Source organism: Pseudomonas sp. DTU_2021_1001937_2_SI_NGA_ILE_001 (assembly GCF_032463525.1).
Lineage (GTDB): Bacteria > Pseudomonadota > Gammaproteobacteria > Pseudomonadales > Pseudomonadaceae > Aquipseudomonas.
On the sequence record NZ_CP135971.1, the window covers coordinates 3,426,291 to 3,445,101 of the forward strand.

An 18,811-nucleotide genomic window follows, 5' to 3' on the forward strand; every position below is an offset into this window, starting at 1 on the left:
CACGGTACGGTCGAAGCGTGCCTGGGCGCACAGGGCCGAGCCGCTATTTAACGACACGTCACCCGATGCAGCCACGTTTCACACTGCACCTTAAACAAGTTTCACGTGCCCGCAGGCCGTGAGGGTTGTTTGCGCCGCAAACGGATCAGTATCCTAACACCCCCGTGCCTGCCGACGCTAAGTCCCAGGGTCGCCCTACAGGTTTGAATGACGAATGAACGCTTTCGCCCGCCGTGCCGCCGGCCTGCTGCTCAGTACCCTCTGCCTGCCCCTGGCTGCCCTGGCAGCCGATCCGCAACCTACCCATGAATTCACCCTCGACAACGGCCTGAAAGTCATCGTCCGCGAAGACCATCGCGCGCCCGTGGTGGTCTCGCAGGTCTGGTACAAGGTCGGTTCCAGCTACGAGGCACCGGGCCACACCGGGTTGTCCCACGCGCTCGAGCACATGATGTTCAAAGGCAGCAGCAAGACCGGCCCGGGCGAGGCTTCGCTGATCCTGCGCGACCTCGGCGCCGAAGAGAACGCCTTCACCAGCGACGACTACACCGCGTTCTACCAGGTGCTGGCTCGCGACCGCCTGGGCGTGGCGCTGGAGCTGGAAGCCGACCGCATGGCCACCCTCAAGCTGCCGGCAGACGAGTTCAGCCGCGAGATCGAAGTCATCAAGGAAGAGCGCCGCCTGCGCACCGATGACAAACCGCTGAGCAAGGCCTACGAGCGCTTCAAGGCCATGGCCTACCCGGCCAGCGGCTACCACACGCCGACCATCGGCTGGATGGCCGACCTCAACCGCATGACGGTGCAGGACCTGCGTCACTGGTACGAGCAGTGGTACACCCCCAACAACGCCACCCTGGTGGTGGTCGGCGACGTGACCCCCGACGAGGTCAAGACCCTCGCCGAGCGCTACTTCGGCCCGATCCCGCGTCGCGACGTGCCACCGGCCAACCGGCCACTGGAGCTGGCCGAACCGGGCGAGCGGCAGATCACCCTGCATGTACAGACCCAACTGCCCAGCCTGCTCTACGGCTTCAATGTGCCGAGCCTGGCCACCGCCGAAAACCCGCGTTCGGTACAGGCCCTGCGCCTGATCGCCGCGCTGCTCGACGGCGGCTACAGCGCCCGCATCCCGACCCGCCTGGAACGTGGCGAAGAGCTGGTTTCCGGCGCGTCGTCGCAATACGACGCCTTCGCCCGCGGCGACAGCCTGTTCCTGATCAGCGCCACCCCCAACGTGCAGAAGAAAAAGACCCTGGCCAATGTCGAGGCCGGCATCTGGCGCCTGCTCGATGAACTGAAGACCAAGGCGCCGTCGAACGAAGAGCTGGAGCGCGTGCGTGCCCAGGTCATCGCCGGCCTGGTCTACGAGCGCGACTCGATCACCAGCCAGGCCACCACCATCGGCCAGCTGGAAACCGTGGGCCTGTCCTGGAAGCTCATCGACGAAGAACTGGCGGCGCTGCAAGCCGTCACCCCCGAAGACATCCAGAACGCCGCGAAGACCTATTTCACCCGTGAGCGCCTCAGCGTTGCGCACGTGCTGCCTGAGGAGAAGGCCAAATGATGATGCGCAAACACGCCCTGCCCGGCCTGCTGCTGGCCGCTTCGCTCAGCGCCCTGGTGGCGCTGCCCGTGCGCGCCGACGACGCCGCCAGCCCTGATGCGCCACTGGGGCAGAACCTGCAATCGCTCAAGGAACTCGACGGCAAGCCACCGGCACGCCGCGAAATGAACATCCAGAGCTGGAAAACCGCCGAGGGCGCCAAGGTGCTGTTCGTCGAATCCCGCGAGCTGCCGATGTTCGACATGCGCCTGATCTTCGCCGCCGGCAGCAGTCAGGACCAGAACACGCCCGGCCTCGCCCTGCTGACCAACGCCATGCTCAACGAAGGCGTCAAGGGCAAGGACGTCACCGCCATCGCCCAGGGCTTCGAAGGCCTGGGTGCGGACTTCGACAACGGCTCATACCGTGACATGGCCATGGTGTCGCTGCGCAGCCTGAGCGACAAGAGCAAGCGCGATCCGGCCCTGAAGCTGTTCAGCGAAGTGGTCGGCCAGCCGACCTTCCCGAGCGCCTCACTGGCGCGTATCAAGAACCAGCTGCTGGCCAGCTTCGAGTACCAGAAGCAGAACCCCGGCGTGATCGCCAGCAAGGCGCTGTTCGAGAAGCTCTACGGCAACCACCCGTACGCCCACCCGAGCGACGGCAACCCCAAGAGCATCAGCGCCATTACCCAGGCCCAGCTCAAGGCCTTCCACGCCAAGGCCTACGCGGGTGGCAACGCGGTGATCGCCCTGGTCGGCGACCTGTCGCGCAGCGAGGCCGAAGCCATCGCCGCGCAGGTGTCCGCCGCGCTGCCCAAAGGGCCGGCCATGGCCAAGCTGCCGGAGCCCACCGAGCCCAAGCCGGGCGTGACGCATATCGAGTTCCCGTCGAACCAGACCCACCTGATGCTGGCGCAACTGGGCATCAGCCGTAACGACCCGGATTACGCGGCGCTGAGCGTCGGCAATTCGGTGCTCGGCGGTGGCGGCTTCGGCAGCCGGCTGATGACCGAAGTGCGGGAAAAACGCGGCCTGACCTACGGCGTGTCGTCCGGCTTCACCGGCATGCGCGTGCCCGGCCCGTTCACCATCGGCCTGCAGACCCGTGCCGAGCTGAGCGAAAACACCCTCAAGCTGGTGCAGGACCAGGTGCGCGAATTCCTCGACAAGGGCCCGACCCAGAAGGAAATCGACGACGTGAAGCGTGAGCTGTCTGGCAGCTTCCCACTGTCGGCAGCCAGCAACTCGGCGATTGCCGCGCAACTGGGCGCCATCGGCTTCTACGACCTGCCGCTGACCTTCCTGGAGGACTACCTGAACCAGGCCGAAGCGGTGACCGTCGAGCAGGTGAAAGCGGCGATGAACAAACACCTCAGCGCCGACAAGATGGTGATCGTCACCGTCGGCCCGACCGTGGCGCAGAAGCCGCTGCCGCCCCCCACTGACAAACCCGCCCGGCAGCCTGTCGGCGTTCCGGAGCATTGATGGCCAACCCAAGAGCAAAAGCGCACAACGGCCAGGGCCAGCTGCGCATCATCGCCGGCGAATGGGGCAGCCGTAAGCTGAGCTTCCCCGATGGGCCGGGCCTGCGCCCGACCCCGGACCGGGTGCGCGAGACGCTGTTCAACTGGCTGGCGCCCTACATCGTCGGCGCGCGAGTGCTGGACCTGTTCACCGGCAGCGGTGCGCTGTACTTCGAGGCGTTGTCGCGGGGTGCCAAGGCCGGCCTGGCGCTGGACACCAACCCGGCGGCCATCGCCAGCCTGCGCCAGAACCTGGCGCTGCTCAAATGCGAGAACGGCCAGTACGCCCAGGCCGACGCCCTGCGTCACCTGGAAAGCGCGGCGGCCGAAGCCTTCGACGTGGTGTTCCTCGACCCGCCCTTCCACCAGGGGCTGCTGGCCGACGCCTGCAACCTGCTGGAAAGCCGCGGCTGGCTGAACGAGCGGGCGTGGATCTACACCGAAAGCGAGACCCCGCCATCCGCCACCGGCCTACCGGCCAACTGGCGGCTGCACCGTGAGAAAAAAGCCGGCCAGGTGTACTACGCCTTGTGGCAGCGCGGCTGAAGCGACACTGCCATGACCGATAGCCCGGTGTCGGCTGACACCGGGTCGCTTTGGTGGCAACGTGAGCACTTGCCCAACAGACGGTCCCCCGCATGCCAGCACTTTCCCTGCATCATGCCCCCGCCCGCCCCTTCAGCCCCGCCATCGGGCTGAGCAATCCGCACCTGCAGACTCTCTGGGGCCCTCTGCTGCGCCGCCAGGCGCCGCTGCCGCGACAGCGCGAACGCCTGTGGCTGGAAGATGGCGACTTTCTCGACCTCGACTGGCACGGCCCGCATGAGGCTCACACGCCGCTGGTGCTGGTGCTGCACGGGCTGACCGGCTCGTCGAATTCGCCCTACGTGGTCGGCCTGCAACGCGCCATGGCGAGTCTGGGTTGGGCCAGTGCGGCGCTGAACTGGCGCGGTTGCTCCGGAGAACCGAACCTGCGCCCGCGCAGTTATCATTCCGGCGCCAGCGAAGACCTCGCCGCCGTGATCGACCATCTGCGCAGCCTGCGTCCCTTGGCGCCGCTGTACGCGGTGGGCTACTCGCTGGGCGGCAATGTCCTGCTCAAGTACCTGGGCGAAAGCGGCGAGAACAGCCAACTGCAGGGCGCGGTGGCGGTGTCCGTGCCGTTTCGCCTCGACCAATGCGCCAACCGTATCGGCCAGGGCTTTTCGCGCATCTATCAGCGGCACTTCATTCGCGAAATGATCACCTACGTGCGCGAAAAGCAGCGCCGCTTCCAGCATGAGGGGCTCAGCGAGGGGCTGGCGGAACTGGCAGCACTGGGCTCGCTGGAGGACCTGCGCACCTTCTGGGACTTCGATGGTCGGGTCACCGCACCGCTGCACGGCTTCGTCGATGCCCAGGACTACTACCGCCGCGCCTCCAGCCGCTATTACCTGGGCCAGGTGCGCACGCCCACGCTGGTCATCCAGTCGCTGGACGACCCCTTCGTGTTCGCCCACAGCCTGCCGGAGCCAGCGGAACTGGCCTCATGCATCGACTTCGAACTGCAGACCAAGGGCGGCCATGTGGGCTTTGTCGAAGGCTCGCTGAAACAGCCCGGCTACTACCTGGAACGGCGCATCCCGCAGTGGCTGCAGGCCAGCCTGCAGCAAGACCGGTAGCGGCTTGAGCCGCAATACCGTCCGATTACAGAAGTTCGCTCAGGCGCCGGTGGCGATCTCCCGGGAAGAGTCGTTGATCCACTCGCTCCATGAACCGGCATACAGCGTGCCCAGCGGGTAGCCGGCCAGGGCCATGGCGAACAGGTTGTGGCAGGCCGTTACGCCCGAGCCACAGTAGGCCACCAGTTCGGTGGGCGAGCGTTCACCCAAGGCGGCGGCGAAACGCTCCCGCAGCCGTTCAGGCGGCAGGAAGCGCCCGTCAGGGCCGAGGTTGTCGGTGAATGGCAGGCACTGCGCGCCGGGAATGTGCCCGGCCACCGGGTCGATGGGCTCCACTTCGCCACGAAAGCGCGGCTCGGCACGTGCGTCGATCAAGGTCAGCCCCGCGCGCCCCAGACGTTTGTGCAGGCGCTCGGCGCTCAACACCAGCGCCGCATCCGGCTCGCCCTGGAAGTGCCCCGGCTGGTTGCCCGGCGGGTCCAGGCTCAGTGGCAGGCCGGCGGCATGCCAGGCCTTCAGCCCGCCGTCGAGGATGAACACGCCATCACGCTTGCCCAGCCAGGCCAGCAGCCACCAGGCGCGGGCAGCGTAGGCACCGGGGCCATCGTCGTAGAGCACCACCGTGCTGTCGTTATCGATGCCCCAGGTACGCAGGCGCTCGATCAGGGCCTTGGGGGCCGGTAACGGATGGCGCCCGGTCTTGCCCTTGATCACCGGCCCGCTGAGGTCGCGCTCCAGGTCGGCGAACGACGAACGGTCGATATGCCCCTGGGCATAGCTGCGCTGCCCGTAGTCGCTGTCGTCCAGGGCAAACCGGCAGTCGAGGATCACCAGCTTGGGATCCTGCTGCCGGGCAGCCAGTTCTCGGGGGCTGATCAATTGCGCAAGCGGCATGGAACGAACTCCTGTAGGCAGAAAACCACATTCACGTGGGACAGCATCGGGCCTGACATGATCCCGTACGGGCGCGGCCTCGGCATGTCGATGCGTCGAGCATAGGCCGCGGCAGGGTCTGGCGTCGACTGGCCTTTGGTCTGCGCGGGCTCGCCAGGCTGCCAGGCAGGCGCGGGGCGTTGTAAAGTGCTGGCATCTAGCCTCCTGGAAGCTGCCATGCCCCATCCTGCGTCCCTCCTGGAAAACGCCCTGCACCAGCAACGCCTGGCCTTTGCCGCCCAGTCGCTGCCGTCGGCCGCGCAACGCCGTGAATGGCTGCTGCAGTTGGGCAGGCAACTGCGCGCCCAGCGCCAGGCCCTGGTCGAGGCGATCAGCCAGGACTTCGGGCATCGCAGCGCCGACGAGACCCTGCTGGCCGAATTGCTGCCCAGCCTGATGGGCATCCGCGATGCACGGCGCCGCCTGGGGCGCTGGATGAAGCCGTCGCGGCGCCATGTGGGCCTGGCGTTCCAACCCGCCACGGCACGGGTCATGTACCAGCCGCTGGGGGTGGTCGGCATCATCGTGCCCTGGAACTACCCGCTGTTCCTGGCCATCGGCCCGCTGACCGGAGCCCTGGCCGCCGGCAACCGGGTCATGCTCAAGCTCAGCGAGTCCACCCCCGCCACCGGGCTGCTGCTCAAGCGCTTGCTGGCCGAGATCTTTCCTGAAGACCTGGTCTACGTGGCGCTCGGTGATATCGAAACCGGCGTCGCTTTTTCCCGCCTGCCGTTCGATCACCTGCTGTTCACCGGGGCCACCAGCGTGGGTCGGCAGGTGATGCGTGCCGCTGCCGAGAACCTGGTGCCGGTGACCCTGGAGCTGGGCGGCAAGTCACCGGCCATCGTGTCACGCAGCGTGCCACTGCACGACGCGGCCGAGCGCCTGGTATTCGGCAAGACCCTCAACGCCGGCCAGACCTGCGTGGCGCCGGATTACATCCTGGCGCCCAGAGAGCGGGTCGAAGCACTGGTCGGGGCACTGCGCGACACGCTGCAGCGCTTATACCCGGCGCATCGCGAGACAGCCGGCAATCCGGACCGCACCTCGATCATCAACGCTCGCCAGCAGGCACGCCTGGTGGGCTACCTGGAGGACGCCGCCGCCAAGGGCGCGCGCATCCTGCCCTTGCAGCCCGAGGCAGGGCGCGCCATGCCACTGACCCTGCTGCTGGAGGTGAGCGACGACATGCAGGTCATGCAGGAAGAGATCTTCGGCCCGCTGCTGCCCATCGTGCCCTATGACGACCTCGACCAGGCGCTGGACTGGATCAACCGGCGCGCGCGACCGTTGGCGCTCTACTACTTCGGGTACGACCGCGATGAACAGCAGCAGGTGCTGGCGCGTACCCACTCCGGTGGCGTGTGCATCAACGACACCCTGCAGCACGTCGCCCAGGACGACCTGCCGTTCGGCGGTATCGGCCCTTCGGGCATGGGCCATTACCATGGCAGGGAAGGCTTCCTGACCTTCAGCAAGGCCAAGGCGGTGCTGGTCAAGCCGCGCCTTAACCTCGCGCGGCTGATGTATCCGCCCTACGGGGGGCCCTTGCAGCGCCTGGTACGCTGGCTGCTGTTGCGCTGATGGGCCGCTTCGAGGTTGTCCGATAATCGGCGCAATACGACACAGGTCCTGAAGCCCGCGACTTGGCCGCGCGGGCGCGCGTGCGCTACCATCCGAGTCCCTCAATGCACTGCCGGCAGGACGATGCGATGAACCGAGTTTTGTATCCAGGCACCTTCGACCCTATCACCAAGGGCCACGGCGATCTGGTCGAACGCGCCTCGCGCCTGTTCGATCACGTGATCATCGCGGTGGCGGCCAGCCCCAAGAAGAACCCGCTGTTCCCCCTCGAACAACGCGTCGAACTGGCCCAGGAAGTCACCCGTCACCTGCCCAACGTCCAGGTACTGGGCTTTTCCACCCTGCTGGCGCACTTTGCCAAGGAACAAGGGGCGAACATCCTGCTGCGCGGCCTGCGCGCGGTGTCGGACTTCGAATACGAGTTCCAGCTGGCCAACATGAACCGCCAACTGGCACCGGACATCGAAAGCCTGTTCCTCACTCCGTCGGAGCGCTACTCGTTCATTTCCTCGACCCTGGTGCGAGAAATCGCGGCGTTGGGCGGTGATATCGACAAGTTCGTCCACCCGGCGGTCGCCCAGGCACTGACCGAGCGCTTCAAGCGCAGCTGAAAGCAGGCCGCGCAGGGCAATACCCGTAGAAACCTCAAGGTGCATCCCGAGACCTAATGCGGCACAATTCGCCGCATCGGTTTTCATATGCCCGGATGCGCCCGCGGCAGGAGTGTTGCATGTCCCTTATCATCACCGACGATTGCATCAACTGCGACGTCTGCGAGCCAGAGTGCCCGAACGAAGCGATTTCCCAGGGTGAAGAGATCTACGTGATCGACCCGAACCTGTGCACCGAGTGCGTCGGCCATTACGACGAACCGCAATGCCAGCAGGTCTGCCCTGTGGATTGCATCCCGCTGGATGACAACCATGTCGAGAGCAAGGACGAGCTGATGGCCAAATACATGCGCCTCACCGGCAAGGCCTGATACCGGCAACGAGCCCCCGCCGCGGCCAGTCGTCTGCCGCCCAGCAAGGACCGCATGCTGTTGATCCCGAAACGACCCCGCCCTCTCCTGCACGGCGCCGTGCTGTTGCTTTGCGCCCTCGCCGCCCAGGCCAGCCAGGCGTTTCCGCGCCCCGAACAGGCGGCCATCGCCAGCCCCCACGCCATGGCCACCGAGGCGGGTGAGCAGACCATCGGCATGGGCGGCAATGCCTTCGACGCCGCCATCTCCATTGCCGCCACCCTGGCGGTGGTCGAGCCCTATGGCTCGGGCCTGGGCGGTGGCGGCTTCTTCCTGCTGCGCGAAGGCGGCGAAAAGCCTGCCTACCAATTCATCGATGCACGGGAAAAGGCGCCACTCAAGGCCACCTATGACCTGTACCGCCGCGACGGCAAAGTACAGCCGCGCCTGTCGCTGGACGGCCCTCTGGCCGCCGCCATCCCCGGCCTGCCCGCCGCACTGGTGGAGCTGGCCGAGCGCTACGGCAAGCTGCCGCTGGACCTGACCCTGAAAGAGGCCATCATCCGGGCCTACAACGGCTTTCCCGTAGACCGCATCTACCAGAAGCGCGCCACCATGCGCCTGGCCGCGTTGCGCGATGACCCGGAAAGTGCCCGGCTGTTCCTGGTCAACGGCGAGGTACCGCCGCTGGGTACCCTGATCGTGCAGCACGAACTGGGTGATACCCTCAACCGCCTGGCCACTCACGGACGCGATGGTTTCTACGCCGGCAGCACTGGCAGGGCCCTGCTGCAAGGTGTGCAGCAGGCCGGCGGAATCTGGACAGCGCAAGACCTGCAGGACTATCAGGTGGCTACCCGCGCGCCGCTGCGCTGGACGCTGGCCGAGCAGCGCGAGTTGGTCAGCGCCCCTCCGCCCTCTGCTGGCGGCGTGGCCCTGGCCCAGAGCCTGACCATGCTCGAACAGCTGCCGTGGCGCCAAGCCCAGGGCAGCCAGCGCATCCACTACGTGCTGGAAGTGCTGCGCCGCGCCTATCGCGACCGGGGCGAACTGGGCGACCCGGACTTCGTCAGCGCCCCCATTGCGCACCTGCTCGACCGCGGCTATCTGGAAAGCCTGGCCAAAGGCATCGATCCGCAGCGCGCCACCCCCAGCAAGGAACTGCCACCGGCACCCGAGTGGCGTGAAGGCGACCACACCACGCACTTTGCGGTCATCGACCGCGAAGGCAACGCAGTGGCCGCCACCCTGTCGATCAACCTGCCATTCGGTGCGGCCTTCACCGTACCGGGCACCGGCGTGGTGCTCAATGACGAAATGGATGACTTTGCCGCCGACCCGCAAGGCCGCAATGCCTACGGCCTGGCTGGCAGCCAGGCCAACTCGATTGCCGCCGGCAAGCGCCCGCTGTCGAGCATGAGCCCCAGCTTCCTGGAAAGCCCCGAGCAGTTCGCCGCGTTCGGCACGCCGGGCGGCAGCCGTATTCCCAGCATGGTGCTGCTGGCGATGCTGCAATACCTGGACGGCCAGCCGATTGCCCAGTGGGCGGCGTCCCCGCGCTACCACCATCAGTACCTGCCAGACGTGGTGGAGTACGAGCCTGGCGCGCTCAGCGCAGAGATCAGGGAAGAACTGGGCAAGCGTGGCTATAGCCTGAAGCAGACCGCCGACAGCTACGGTAACCAGCAGGTATTGCTGTGGGACAAGCACAGCCGCCAGGTGCAGGTGGCCAGCGACCCTCGCGGCGAAGGGGTTGCCGAGGTGTTCGGCCCGCGTTAGGTTTTGTACGAAAAGTGCCTGCGCTCGGCCATGCTGCGTTAAAAACAGGCTGGATCGCCAGCCCGGTCGGAATGCTCATTTACACCAGTAAAGTCGCCCGCGACTCCGACCGTTCCTCGCCTGTTTTGACTCGCTGGCGCTCGCCCTTCGGGTCAGCCTGCGGCTGTTACTCGCTTTGCTCGTTGCGCCTTGCCTGACCTTCGCTCGCCGACTTTTCGTACAAAACCTAGTGAGCGGGCGTCACTCCTGCTTGTTGTAACCGTCGCCGGTACAGCCCAGGCAGCGCACGAAGGCCGCCTTGGCCGGGTCGACCACCAAGGCCTTGCCGGTACGACCGATGCCACCACCGGTAGCGGTGAACGGCAGGGCAATGACGAACAGCCCGGCACCCGCCACCGTGGCCGCGATCAGCAGCGGGCGAGCGATCAGCAGGTCGCCGATCATGGCGTACGCCGGAGGGTTCTGAATGGTGTAGATCGGGTCGCCCATGGCATCGGGGCGGTCGAACGCAGCCATGGCCGGCATGGCCTGCAGTCCGAAGGACAGGGCCAGGGTGGCAGCGAGAAGGCGAAACGGGCTCATGCGGGCTCCTTTGCGTAGGCATTGCGCAGGCAAGGGCTAACTATAAACAGCCAACCCGGTTAAGCAAGGCCGCTTTGCCACAAGCGAACCCGCGAAATGTCACGGCATGCTCTCAGCGCTGACACTTCGGGCAGTAGACGCTGGCACGCTGGCCGAGCTTCACCTCACGCAACAGACTGCCACAGACCTTGCACGGTTGCCCGGTACGCCCGTAGGCGAACAGTTCCTGCTGGAAATAGCCGGGTTTGCCGTCGCCACCGATGAAATCCCGCAATGTCGTACCACCGCGCTCGATGGCATAGGTGAGGATGCGTTTGATCTCGATGGCCAGCTTCAGGTAACGCGCCCGGGAAATGCTCCCGGCTTCCCGACGCGGGTCGATACCGGCAGCGAACAGCGCCTCGGTGGCGTAGATGTTGCCGACCCCGACCACCACCGCGTTATCCATGATGAAGGGTTTGACCGCTATCGACTTGCCGCGTGACAACTCGTACAGCCGTGCGCCGTCGAACAGTTCGGTGAGCGGCTCGGGACCCAGGCGCGCCAGCAGTTCATGGTTGTGCGGGTCCAGGCTCCAGAGCATCGCGCCGAAGCGGCGCGGATCGGTGTAGCGCAGCGCCAGGCCGGACTCCAGCTCGATGTCCACGTGCTCGTGCTTGAGCGCCGGCAGTCCGGCCTCGACCAGACGCAGGTTGCCGGACATGCCCAGGTGGCTGATCAGGGTGCCGACCTCGGCCTGGATCAATAGATACTTGGCGCGCCGGCCCACCTCGACGATGCGCTGACCGGACAGGCGCACATCCAGGTCCTCGGGCACCGGCCAGCGCAGGCGGTGGTCACGCACGATCACCCGGCTGACGCGCTGGCCCTGCAGGTGCGGGGCGATACCGCGGCGGGTGGTTTCGACTTCTGGCAATTCAGGCATGAGAAATTCGGTGCGTCTGGCAGATCAATGACCGCTCAGCTCGCGGATGCTTTCCTTGAGGTATTCGAAATCGTATTCGGACAGCCCGACGTAATCGAGCACCAGCGGCCCTACGACATCCCATTCATGGTCCACGTCCTGGTTGCCCAGTACCTGGAAGGACTGACAGATGTGCTCGGCCATCTTCAGCGGGCCCAGCAGGTTCTTCAGCGGGGTGTTGCTGTTGGACTCGTCCTGGAAGATCGCCAGGGCATTGTGATGGTTGGCGATGGCCGAACACAGATGCTCGGGCAGGCGCCATGACTTGGCCGTGTAGTAGCCGACCACCGAATGGTTGGTGTCGAACGCCGCGTTCTCGGTGTCGACCACCCGGCACTCGGCGCTGGCATTGGCGTAGGCGTTTTCCAGAACCTGCATGTAGTCCGGAAAGCGCTTGAGCATCAGCGGCACGCCGCAGTCGTGGAACAGGCCCAGCGCATAGGATTCGTCAACGGTCTGCGAGCCGATGCGCTTGGCCAGGGTCAGGCTGGTCATGGCCACGTCCTGGGCCGTGTCCCAGAAGCGGTTGAGGGTGACGATGGTCTCGTCGCTCATCTCGCCCTTGATCGATTGGGCGTTGATGAGGTTGATCACCGTACGGCTGCCGAGCAGGTTAACCGCCTTCTCGATCGAGGCGATCTTGTTGGACAGGCCGAAGTGCGCCGAATTGACGATTTTGAGCAACGCCCCGGACAGGCCTGGGTCTTGGGAAATCAGCTTGGCGATGACGCCCAGATCGGGGTCGGGCATGTACTGCTCCATCTGCAGGTCGACGAGGATCTGCGGTTGCGCGGGAACAGTGATGCCTTGCAGGGCTTGCTGAATCTGCTCGGGGGTCAGCTCTTGGGACATAGCTCATTACTCGGGACCAAGCCTGGATTCTGCCCCCATATTGAGAATGGGTCCATCATCAAACGGCGGGATTTTTTCTGAACTTTGGTCGTAGCCACGCTTCGGAATTAACGTACGCACCACACGGTGCATGGTTGCGAGTATAGCCCTGGCCGCTGCCGGTCAAGGCCCCAGTCACCCGAGACAGGAGATCCCCATGTCCAACTCCCTGCAAGGCAAGCGTGTTGCATTTCTGGTAACCGATGGTTTCGAACAGGTCGAGCTTACCGGCCCGAAACAGGCCCTCGAGCAGGCCGGTGCGCGGACGGAAATTCTCTCTGCCAAAGCCGGGCAGGTGAAAGGCTGGAACCACGACGAACCGGCCGACGACTTTCCGGTGGACCGCACTTTCGCCCAGGCCAAGGACGAACACTACGATGCCGTGGTGCTGCCCGGTGGCGTGATGAACTCCGATACCATTCGTCTGGATGCCGACGCCCAGCACATCGTACGCCTGGTCAACGGTCAGAACCGGCCCATTGCGGTGATCTGCCACGGCGGCTGGCTGCTGATTTCCGCCGAGCTGGTCAAAGGCAAGACCCTGACCAGCTACAAGACCCTCAAGGACGACCTGGCCAACGCCGGCGCCCATTGGGTCGACAAGCCGGTGGTGGTCGACGGCAACCTGATCAGCAGCCGCCAGCCCGACGACATCGAGGCGTTCAACACCGCCATCATCGAGGCGCTGTCTGCCTGACCGGCACACCCGCTAATTTGCCCGCATCCCGGCCAACGGCCGGGATGACGCGCTATAATCACGCCCTTTTTTCCGGAGCGACGTGATGTCTCTGCCCAGCCTGCGCCTCAAAGCCAATGCCGACCGCCGCCTGCGCGCCGGCCATCTGTGGATCTACAGCAACGAGATCGACGTGGCGGCCACCCCGCTGAACCGCTTCGCGGCCGGTGACCAGGCCGTGCTGGAAGCGGCCAGCGGCAAACCCCTGGGCATCGTCGCCATGAGCCCCAACAACCTGATCTGCGCCCGCCTGCTGTCGCGCGACATCAAGCTGCCACTGGACAAGTCGCTGCTGGTGCACCGCCTCAACGTGGCCCTGTCGCTGCGCGAGCGGCTGTTCGACAAACCGTTCTACCGCCTGGTGTACGGCGACTCGGACCTGCTGCCAGGCCTGGTGGTGGACCGCTTCGACCACATCCTGGTGGTGCAACTGGCTTCGGCGACCATGGAACAGCACAAGGATGACGTGATCGCCGCCCTGGTGCAGGTGCTCAAGCCCAGCGGCATCCTGTTCAAGAACGACTCCAGCGCCCGCGATGCCGAGGGCCTGAACCGCTACGTCGAGACCGTCTATGGCGCGGTGCCGGAATGGGTAGCCCTGGAAGAGAACGGCGTGAAGTTCGAAGCGCCGGTGCTCGACGGCCAGAAGACCGGCTGGTTCTACGACCACCGCATGAACCGTGCGCGCCTGGCGCCCTATGTGAAGGGCAAGCGGGTCCTGGACCTGTACAGCTACATCGGCGGCTGGGGTATTCAGGCCGGGGCCTTCGGCGCCAGTGAAGTGACTTGCGTGGACGCCTCGGGCTTCGCCCTCGACGGCGTGGAGCGCAATGCCGCGCTGAATGGCTTCGCAGAGAAGGTCACCTGCATCGAAGGCGACGTGTTCGAAGCCCTGAAGGAACTGAAAGCCGCTGAAGAGCGCTTCGACGTGATCGTTGCCGACCCGCCGGCCTTCATCAAGCGCAAGAAAGACCTGAAGAACGGTGAAGGCGCCTACCGCCGCCTGAACGAACAGGCCATGCGCCTGCTCAGCAAGGACGGCATCCTGGTCAGCGCCTCGTGCTCGATGCACCTGCCCGAGGACGACCTGCACAACATCCTGCTGACCAGCGCCCGCCACCTGGACCGCAACATGCAGCTGCTCGAACGCGGCGGCCAGGGCCCGGACCATCCGGTACACCCGGCGATCCACGAGACCCGCTACATCAAGAGCATCACCTGCCGGCTGCTGCCCAACAGCTGAGCGTCCGGCACTCCAGCCACCCGGAGCCCGATGCGCTCCGGGCACCTCAGCCTCGTCTTGCGGGGTGTCTGAAGGCGCTTCGCAAAAGCCCTGCCAGCAAAATCGACAGGTCGTTCGGTGAATTTTCACCTGTCGATCAGACGTCATGCCAAGCAGGCGCCAGCGGTGTAGAATCGGCGGCATTCATCGCCAGTCATCCCCGGCGGGTTTATGAGCTCAGGCCGAGTGCACGGCGATCCCGTGGCCTTCGGTTTTTCACTGCATGCGATCAACGCCCTCGTGCGTGTGGACCCACAGAAGCTCACTCCCCTAGATAGGCACCCCTGAAAACACCGGCGAGGCTGTCAGCGCGAGCCTGGTTTCAACGCCGCGATGACCACGCCGGTGGTTTTCAAAGGTGCCCGACTGATTAGCCTGTATTGCCGGAGTGCTACAAATGCCTGATTACCGTTCCAAGACCTCCACCCACGGCCGCAACATGGCCGGCGCCCGTGCCCTGTGGCGCGCCACGGGCATGAAGGATGACGACTTCAAGAAGCCGATCATCGCCATCGCCAACTCCTTCACCCAGTTCGTACCGGGCCACGTGCACCTCAAGGACCTCGGTCAGCTGGTCGCCCGCGAGATCGAACGCGCCGGTGGCGTGGCCAAGGAATTCAACACCATCGCCGTGGATGACGGCATCGCCATGGGCCATGACGGCATGCTGTACTCGCTGCCGAGCCGCGAGATCATCGCCGACGCCGTGGAATACATGGTCAACGCGCACTGCGCCGATGCCATCGTGTGCATCTCCAACTGCGACAAGATCACCCCCGGCATGCTGATGGCCGCGCTGCGCCTGAACATTCCGGTGATCTTCGTCTCCGGCGGCCCGATGGAAGCCGGTAAGACCAAGCTGGCCAACCATGGCCTGGACCTGGTAGACGCCATGGTCATCGCCGCCGACTCCAGCGCCAGCGACGAGAAGGTCGCCGAGTACGAGCGCAGTGCCTGCCCGACCTGCGGTTCGTGCTCCGGCATGTTCACCGCCAACTCGATGAACTGCCTGACCGAAGCCCTGGGCCTGGCGCTGCCGGGCAACGGTTCGACCCTGGCGACCCACAGCGACCGTGAGCAACTGTTCCTCACCGCCGGGCGCACCATCGTCGAGCTGTGCAAGCGCTACTACCAGGGCAACGACGAGTCGGTACTGCCGCGCAACATCGCCAACTTCAAGGCGTTCGAGAACGCCATGATGCTCGACATCGCCATGGGCGGCTCGACCAACACCATCCTGCACCTGCTGGCTGCCGCCCAGGAAGCCGAGGTCGACTTCGACCTGCGCGACATCGATCGCCTGTCGCGCAAGGTGCCGCAGCTGTGCAAGGTGGCGCCGAACATCCAGAAGTACCACATGGAAGACGTGCACCGCGCCGGCGGCATCTTCAGCATCCTCGGTTCGCTGGCCCGTGGCGGCCTGCTGCACACCGACCTGCCGACCGTGCACAGCGCCTCGATGGAAGAAGCCATTGCCAAGTGGGACATCACCCAAACCAACGATGAAGCCGTGCACACCTTCTTCAAGGCCGGCCCGGCCGGCATCCCGACCCAGACCGCCTTCAGCCAGTCGACCCGCTGGGAAACCCTGGACGACGACCGCGAGAACGGCTGCATCCGCAGCGTCGAGCACGCCTACTCGCAGGAAGGCGGCCTGGCCGTGCTGTACGGCAACATCGCGCTGGACGGCTGCGTAGTGAAGACCGCCGGCGTCGACGAGTCGATCCACGTGTTCGAAGGCAACGCGAAGATCTTCGAAAGCCAGGACAGCGCGGTGCGCGGCATCCTCGCCGATGAAGTGAAGGCCGGCGATATCGTGATCATCCGTTACGAAGGCCCGAAAGGCGGCCCGGGAATGCAGGAAATGCTCTACCCGACTTCCTACCTGAAGTCCAAGGGCCTGGGCAAGGCTTGCGCCCTGCTCACCGACGGCCGTTTCTCTGGCGGCACCTCGGGCCTGTCCATCGGCCACGCCTCGCCTGAAGCCGCCTCCGGCGGCGCCATCGGCCTGGTGCGCGACGGCGACAAGATCCTCATCGACATCCCCAACCGCTCGATCAACCTGCTGGTCAGTGACGAAGAGCTGGCAGCGCGTCGCGTGGAACAGGACAAGAAAGGCTGGAAACCGGTCGAAGTACGCCCACGCAAGGTGACCACGGCGCTCAAGGCCTATGCCCTGCTGGCCACCAGCGCCGACAAGGGCGCAGTGCGCAACAAGGCCATGCTCGACGGCCTGTAAGGTTGCAGCGACATGAAAAACCGGCGCCTGGTGCGCCGGTTTTTTTATGCCTCGTTTCCCGCAGGAGTGGGTTTAACCGCAATACAGTTCAGTTAGGCTCCTCGCGCTTTCGCGGCTAAAGCCGCTCCCACCGGGTCACATGCCGCTTAAGCGAACAGCATTGGTTTTAACCGCGATGCAGTTCGATCAAGCACTTCCCGGTTTTTGTTGGAGCGAGCTTGCTCGCGAACAGGTCAGCAAAACCCATGTATTTGCTGTGAACGTGACGCAGCCGTCGCGAGCAAGCTCGCTCCCACAACATCGACAGCCGAGCAAGCAGCCCAGGCGAACAGCGGTTACTGAATCTCGTCCGGCTTGACGATCACCCAGTTCTTGTCCGCCGTCACCGGCAGACCTTCCTTGGCCTGGGCCTCGGCGTTGGCCTTGATCATGCCGTTGAGCTGGTTCATGTACTTGTCCTTGCGGTTGATCCACAGGTGGATGCCGCCCTTGTTGACGTCCACATCATGGAACAGCATGTAGCCATCGCTGCTCGGGGTGTCGCCGCCCACCAGCACCGGTTTCTTCCACTGGTCGATGTAGGTCAGGATCGCCGCGTGCTTGCCGGCCATCCAGGTTGCCGGCGTCCACAGGTAAGGGGTCAGCTCCAGGTCCATGTTGGCCTTGGGGTCGTACTTCTTGTCGGTGATCTGCTTGCGGGCGGTGGTCAGCTCACCGGTCTTGCGATCCTTGAGCAGGGTGGTCACGCCGATGACGTTCTCCGGCTTGACGTTGTAGCCATACTTGGGATCGGACGCGACCATGCGCACCAGCTCTTCGGAGGCGGCGGTCATCACGTAGACTTCGATGCCGTTCTCCATCAGCTTGTTGTACAGCTCGGTCTGCCCGGTAAACACCTTGGGCGGGCTGACTTCCAGGGTCTTGACCTGGTCACCGTCGTAGTAGGTCGCCGGAATCGGCTTGTCCAGGGCCATCAGCTCGTCGACGTAGCCTTTCAGCTCCTTGAGGGTGAAGCCGGAGAACACCTGGGCCACCCAGGGGTAGCAGACCATGTCGTCCAGCTCGCACAGGCGGTAGTAGTAGCTGAACAGGCTTTCCTTGTGCTCGGCGGTGTCTTTGAAGGGGATCAGCTTCAGCGAAGGGTCGAGCTTCTCGCGGGTGAGCAGGCCCTTGCTTTCCAGATAGGGCAGCAGCGATTCCTCGAGGTCGAAGCGGTAACTGGTGTTGTCCATGTCGAACACCGCGTAGTTACCTTTGTTGGCATTGGCCGCGATCATCGCGTCCAGCGCCTTGGCGGCCGGCTCGGGCCAATGCTTCAACTCGGTGGCAGACGCCGGACCGGCCAGGGCGAAGCCCAGGCTAAGGCAGAGTGCGCTGGCTAACAGTCTTGGCTGAAACTTCATCACAGACATCCCCTTTTCATGACAAAGGCAGGACCGTAACAAAATTGCATGACAGTTAGCGCGCCTGGACGACCGCTTCGTTGCCAAATACGCCAGCGACATGGTCGATAGCGACAGCACACGGCAAAAACGACAATTTGATGGCAGAAATGTGAATCAGCCTGCGCGGCGTTCCCACACCTCGAAGTGATAGGCCGGCTTGTCGCCTTCGGCCGGGTTGGCCTGGGTCGAGACCCGTTGCCACTGTGCGGTATCGAACGCGGGGAACCAGGCATCGCCGGCCGGGCTCAGTTCGACGCGGGTCAGGTAAAGGCGGTCGGCATGCGGCAGGCCTTCGGCATAGAGTTGTGCGCCACCGATGAGCATCACTTCCTCGACGCCCTGCTCGGCTGCCCATTGCTCGGCGCGTGCCACGGCGGCCGGCAACGAGTCATAGACCTCGGCACCTTCCAGTTGCAGCCCGCTCTGGCGGCTGACCACCAGGTTGAGCCGGCCCGGCAGCGGACGGCCCAGCGAATCCCAGGTCTTGCGGCCCATGATGATCGGCTTGCCCAGGGTGGTCGCCTTGAAATACTTGAAGTCCCCCGGCAGGTGCCAGGGCATGGAATTGTCGATGCCGATCACCCGGTTTTCACCCAGGGCGGCGATCAGGCTGAGGGGGAGCTGTCTGTTCATGCCGGCGAGCATACCAGAGCGAAGGAACTCGTACCCTAAAGGCCTATCAC

General features: G+C 64.8%; 17 protein-coding genes. 11 read left to right on the top strand and 6 right to left on the bottom strand.

What is annotated here, in order from left to right; all coding sequences use genetic code 11:
* Nucleotides 1–214 precede the first annotated feature (214 nt).
* The 4 genes from RRX38_RS14705 (at nt 215) to RRX38_RS14720 (ending at nt 4,732) form a co-directional block, all read left to right on the top strand.
* Nucleotides 215–1,567, top strand: a complete 1,353-nt coding sequence (locus tag RRX38_RS14705) for a M16 family metallopeptidase (protein WP_295469902.1) — start codon at nt 215–217, stop codon at nt 1,565–1,567.
* Nucleotides 1,564–3,033, top strand: coding sequence for a pitrilysin family protein (locus RRX38_RS14710; protein WP_315959720.1), 1,470 nt, complete (start codon nt 1,564–1,566; stop codon nt 3,031–3,033). The genes RRX38_RS14705 and RRX38_RS14710 overlap by 4 nt, the downstream gene beginning before the upstream one ends.
* Complete coding sequence (rsmD, locus tag RRX38_RS14715; protein WP_295469907.1) at nt 3,033–3,617, top strand: 16S rRNA (guanine(966)-N(2))-methyltransferase RsmD; 585 nt, start codon at nt 3,033–3,035, stop codon at nt 3,615–3,617. Before RRX38_RS14710 ends, rsmD begins: the two co-directional genes overlap by 1 nt.
* Before the next feature lie 92 nt (nt 3,618–3,709).
* Nucleotides 3,710–4,732, top strand: a complete 1,023-nt coding sequence (locus RRX38_RS14720; protein ID WP_315959721.1) for a hydrolase — start codon at nt 3,710–3,712, stop codon at nt 4,730–4,732.
* A 39-nt stretch (nt 4,733–4,771) separates the two neighbouring features.
* Here the strand turns inward: RRX38_RS14720 and RRX38_RS14725 are convergent, their stop codons facing one another.
* Entirely contained in the window at nt 4,772–5,626 is an 855-nt protein-coding gene (locus RRX38_RS14725) for a sulfurtransferase (RefSeq protein WP_315959722.1), read from the bottom strand.
* Between the two features lie 216 nt (nt 5,627–5,842).
* Here RRX38_RS14725 and RRX38_RS14730 point away from each other — a divergent pair, with 216 nt between their 5' ends.
* The 4 genes from RRX38_RS14730 (at nt 5,843) to ggt (ending at nt 9,989) form a co-directional block, all read left to right on the top strand.
* Nucleotides 5,843–7,249, top strand: a complete 1,407-nt coding sequence (locus RRX38_RS14730; protein WP_315959723.1) for a coniferyl aldehyde dehydrogenase — start codon at nt 5,843–5,845, stop codon at nt 7,247–7,249.
* 128 nt (nt 7,250–7,377) lie between these two features.
* Nucleotides 7,378–7,860, top strand: coding sequence for a pantetheine-phosphate adenylyltransferase (coaD, locus tag RRX38_RS14735; protein WP_295469918.1), 483 nt, complete (start codon nt 7,378–7,380; stop codon nt 7,858–7,860).
* Nucleotides 7,861–7,979: 119 nt separating this feature from the next.
* Complete coding sequence (locus tag RRX38_RS14740) at nt 7,980–8,231, top strand: YfhL family 4Fe-4S dicluster ferredoxin (protein ID WP_295469921.1); 252 nt, start codon at nt 7,980–7,982, stop codon at nt 8,229–8,231.
* Nucleotides 8,232–8,285: 54 nt separating this feature from the next.
* Nucleotides 8,286–9,989: a gamma-glutamyltransferase gene (gene ggt / locus RRX38_RS14745; RefSeq protein WP_315959724.1), complete on the top strand. Its 1,704-nt coding sequence runs from the start codon at nt 8,286–8,288 to the stop codon at nt 9,987–9,989.
* Between the two features lie 240 nt (nt 9,990–10,229).
* Here ggt and RRX38_RS14750 read toward each other — a convergent pair whose 3' ends face one another.
* From RRX38_RS14750 to RRX38_RS14760, 3 genes are all read right to left on the bottom strand, one after another.
* Nucleotides 10,230–10,571, bottom strand: coding sequence for a multidrug transporter (locus RRX38_RS14750; protein WP_315959725.1), 342 nt, complete (start codon nt 10,569–10,571; stop codon nt 10,230–10,232).
* 112 nt (nt 10,572–10,683) lie between these two features.
* Nucleotides 10,684–11,496, bottom strand: coding sequence for a bifunctional DNA-formamidopyrimidine glycosylase/DNA-(apurinic or apyrimidinic site) lyase (gene mutM / locus RRX38_RS14755; RefSeq protein WP_315959726.1), 813 nt, complete (start codon nt 11,494–11,496; stop codon nt 10,684–10,686).
* A 24-nt stretch (nt 11,497–11,520) separates the two neighbouring features.
* On the bottom strand, nt 11,521–12,387 hold the full coding sequence (locus RRX38_RS14760; RefSeq protein ID WP_315959727.1) for an HDOD domain-containing protein: 867 nt from the start codon (nt 12,385–12,387) through the stop codon (nt 11,521–11,523).
* Nucleotides 12,388–12,583: 196 nt separating this feature from the next.
* On the opposite strand from RRX38_RS14760, the gene RRX38_RS14765 reads away from it, so the two are divergent.
* The 3 genes from RRX38_RS14765 to ilvD all read left to right on the top strand — a co-directional run bounded on the left by RRX38_RS14765 (nt 12,584) and on the right by ilvD (nt 16,683).
* The gene (locus tag RRX38_RS14765) at nt 12,584–13,123 is read left to right on the top strand and encodes a type 1 glutamine amidotransferase domain-containing protein (RefSeq protein ID WP_315959728.1); all 540 of its coding nucleotides are present in this window, start codon (nt 12,584–12,586) and stop codon (nt 13,121–13,123) included.
* 85 nt (nt 13,124–13,208) lie between these two features.
* Nucleotides 13,209–14,405 carry a class I SAM-dependent rRNA methyltransferase gene (locus tag RRX38_RS14770; RefSeq protein ID WP_295469935.1) on the top strand — a complete coding sequence of 399 codons (1,197 nt, stop codon included), beginning with the start codon at nt 13,209–13,211 and terminating at the stop codon, nt 14,403–14,405.
* A gap of 436 nt (nt 14,406–14,841) precedes the next feature.
* Nucleotides 14,842–16,683: a dihydroxy-acid dehydratase gene (ilvD, locus tag RRX38_RS14775; RefSeq protein ID WP_315959729.1), complete on the top strand. Its 1,842-nt coding sequence runs from the start codon at nt 14,842–14,844 to the stop codon at nt 16,681–16,683.
* A gap of 335 nt (nt 16,684–17,018) precedes the next feature.
* Here ilvD and RRX38_RS14780 read toward each other — a convergent pair whose 3' ends face one another.
* Nucleotides 17,019–18,086 carry a haloacid dehalogenase-like hydrolase gene (locus RRX38_RS14780; protein ID WP_295469940.1) on the bottom strand — a complete coding sequence of 356 codons (1,068 nt, stop codon included), beginning with the start codon at nt 18,084–18,086 and terminating at the stop codon, nt 17,019–17,021.
* 156 nt (nt 18,087–18,242) lie between these two features.
* Nucleotides 18,243–18,761 carry a dihydrofolate reductase gene (locus RRX38_RS14785; RefSeq protein ID WP_315959730.1) on the bottom strand — a complete coding sequence of 173 codons (519 nt, stop codon included), beginning with the start codon at nt 18,759–18,761 and terminating at the stop codon, nt 18,243–18,245.
* Nucleotides 18,762–18,811 lie beyond the last annotated feature (50 nt).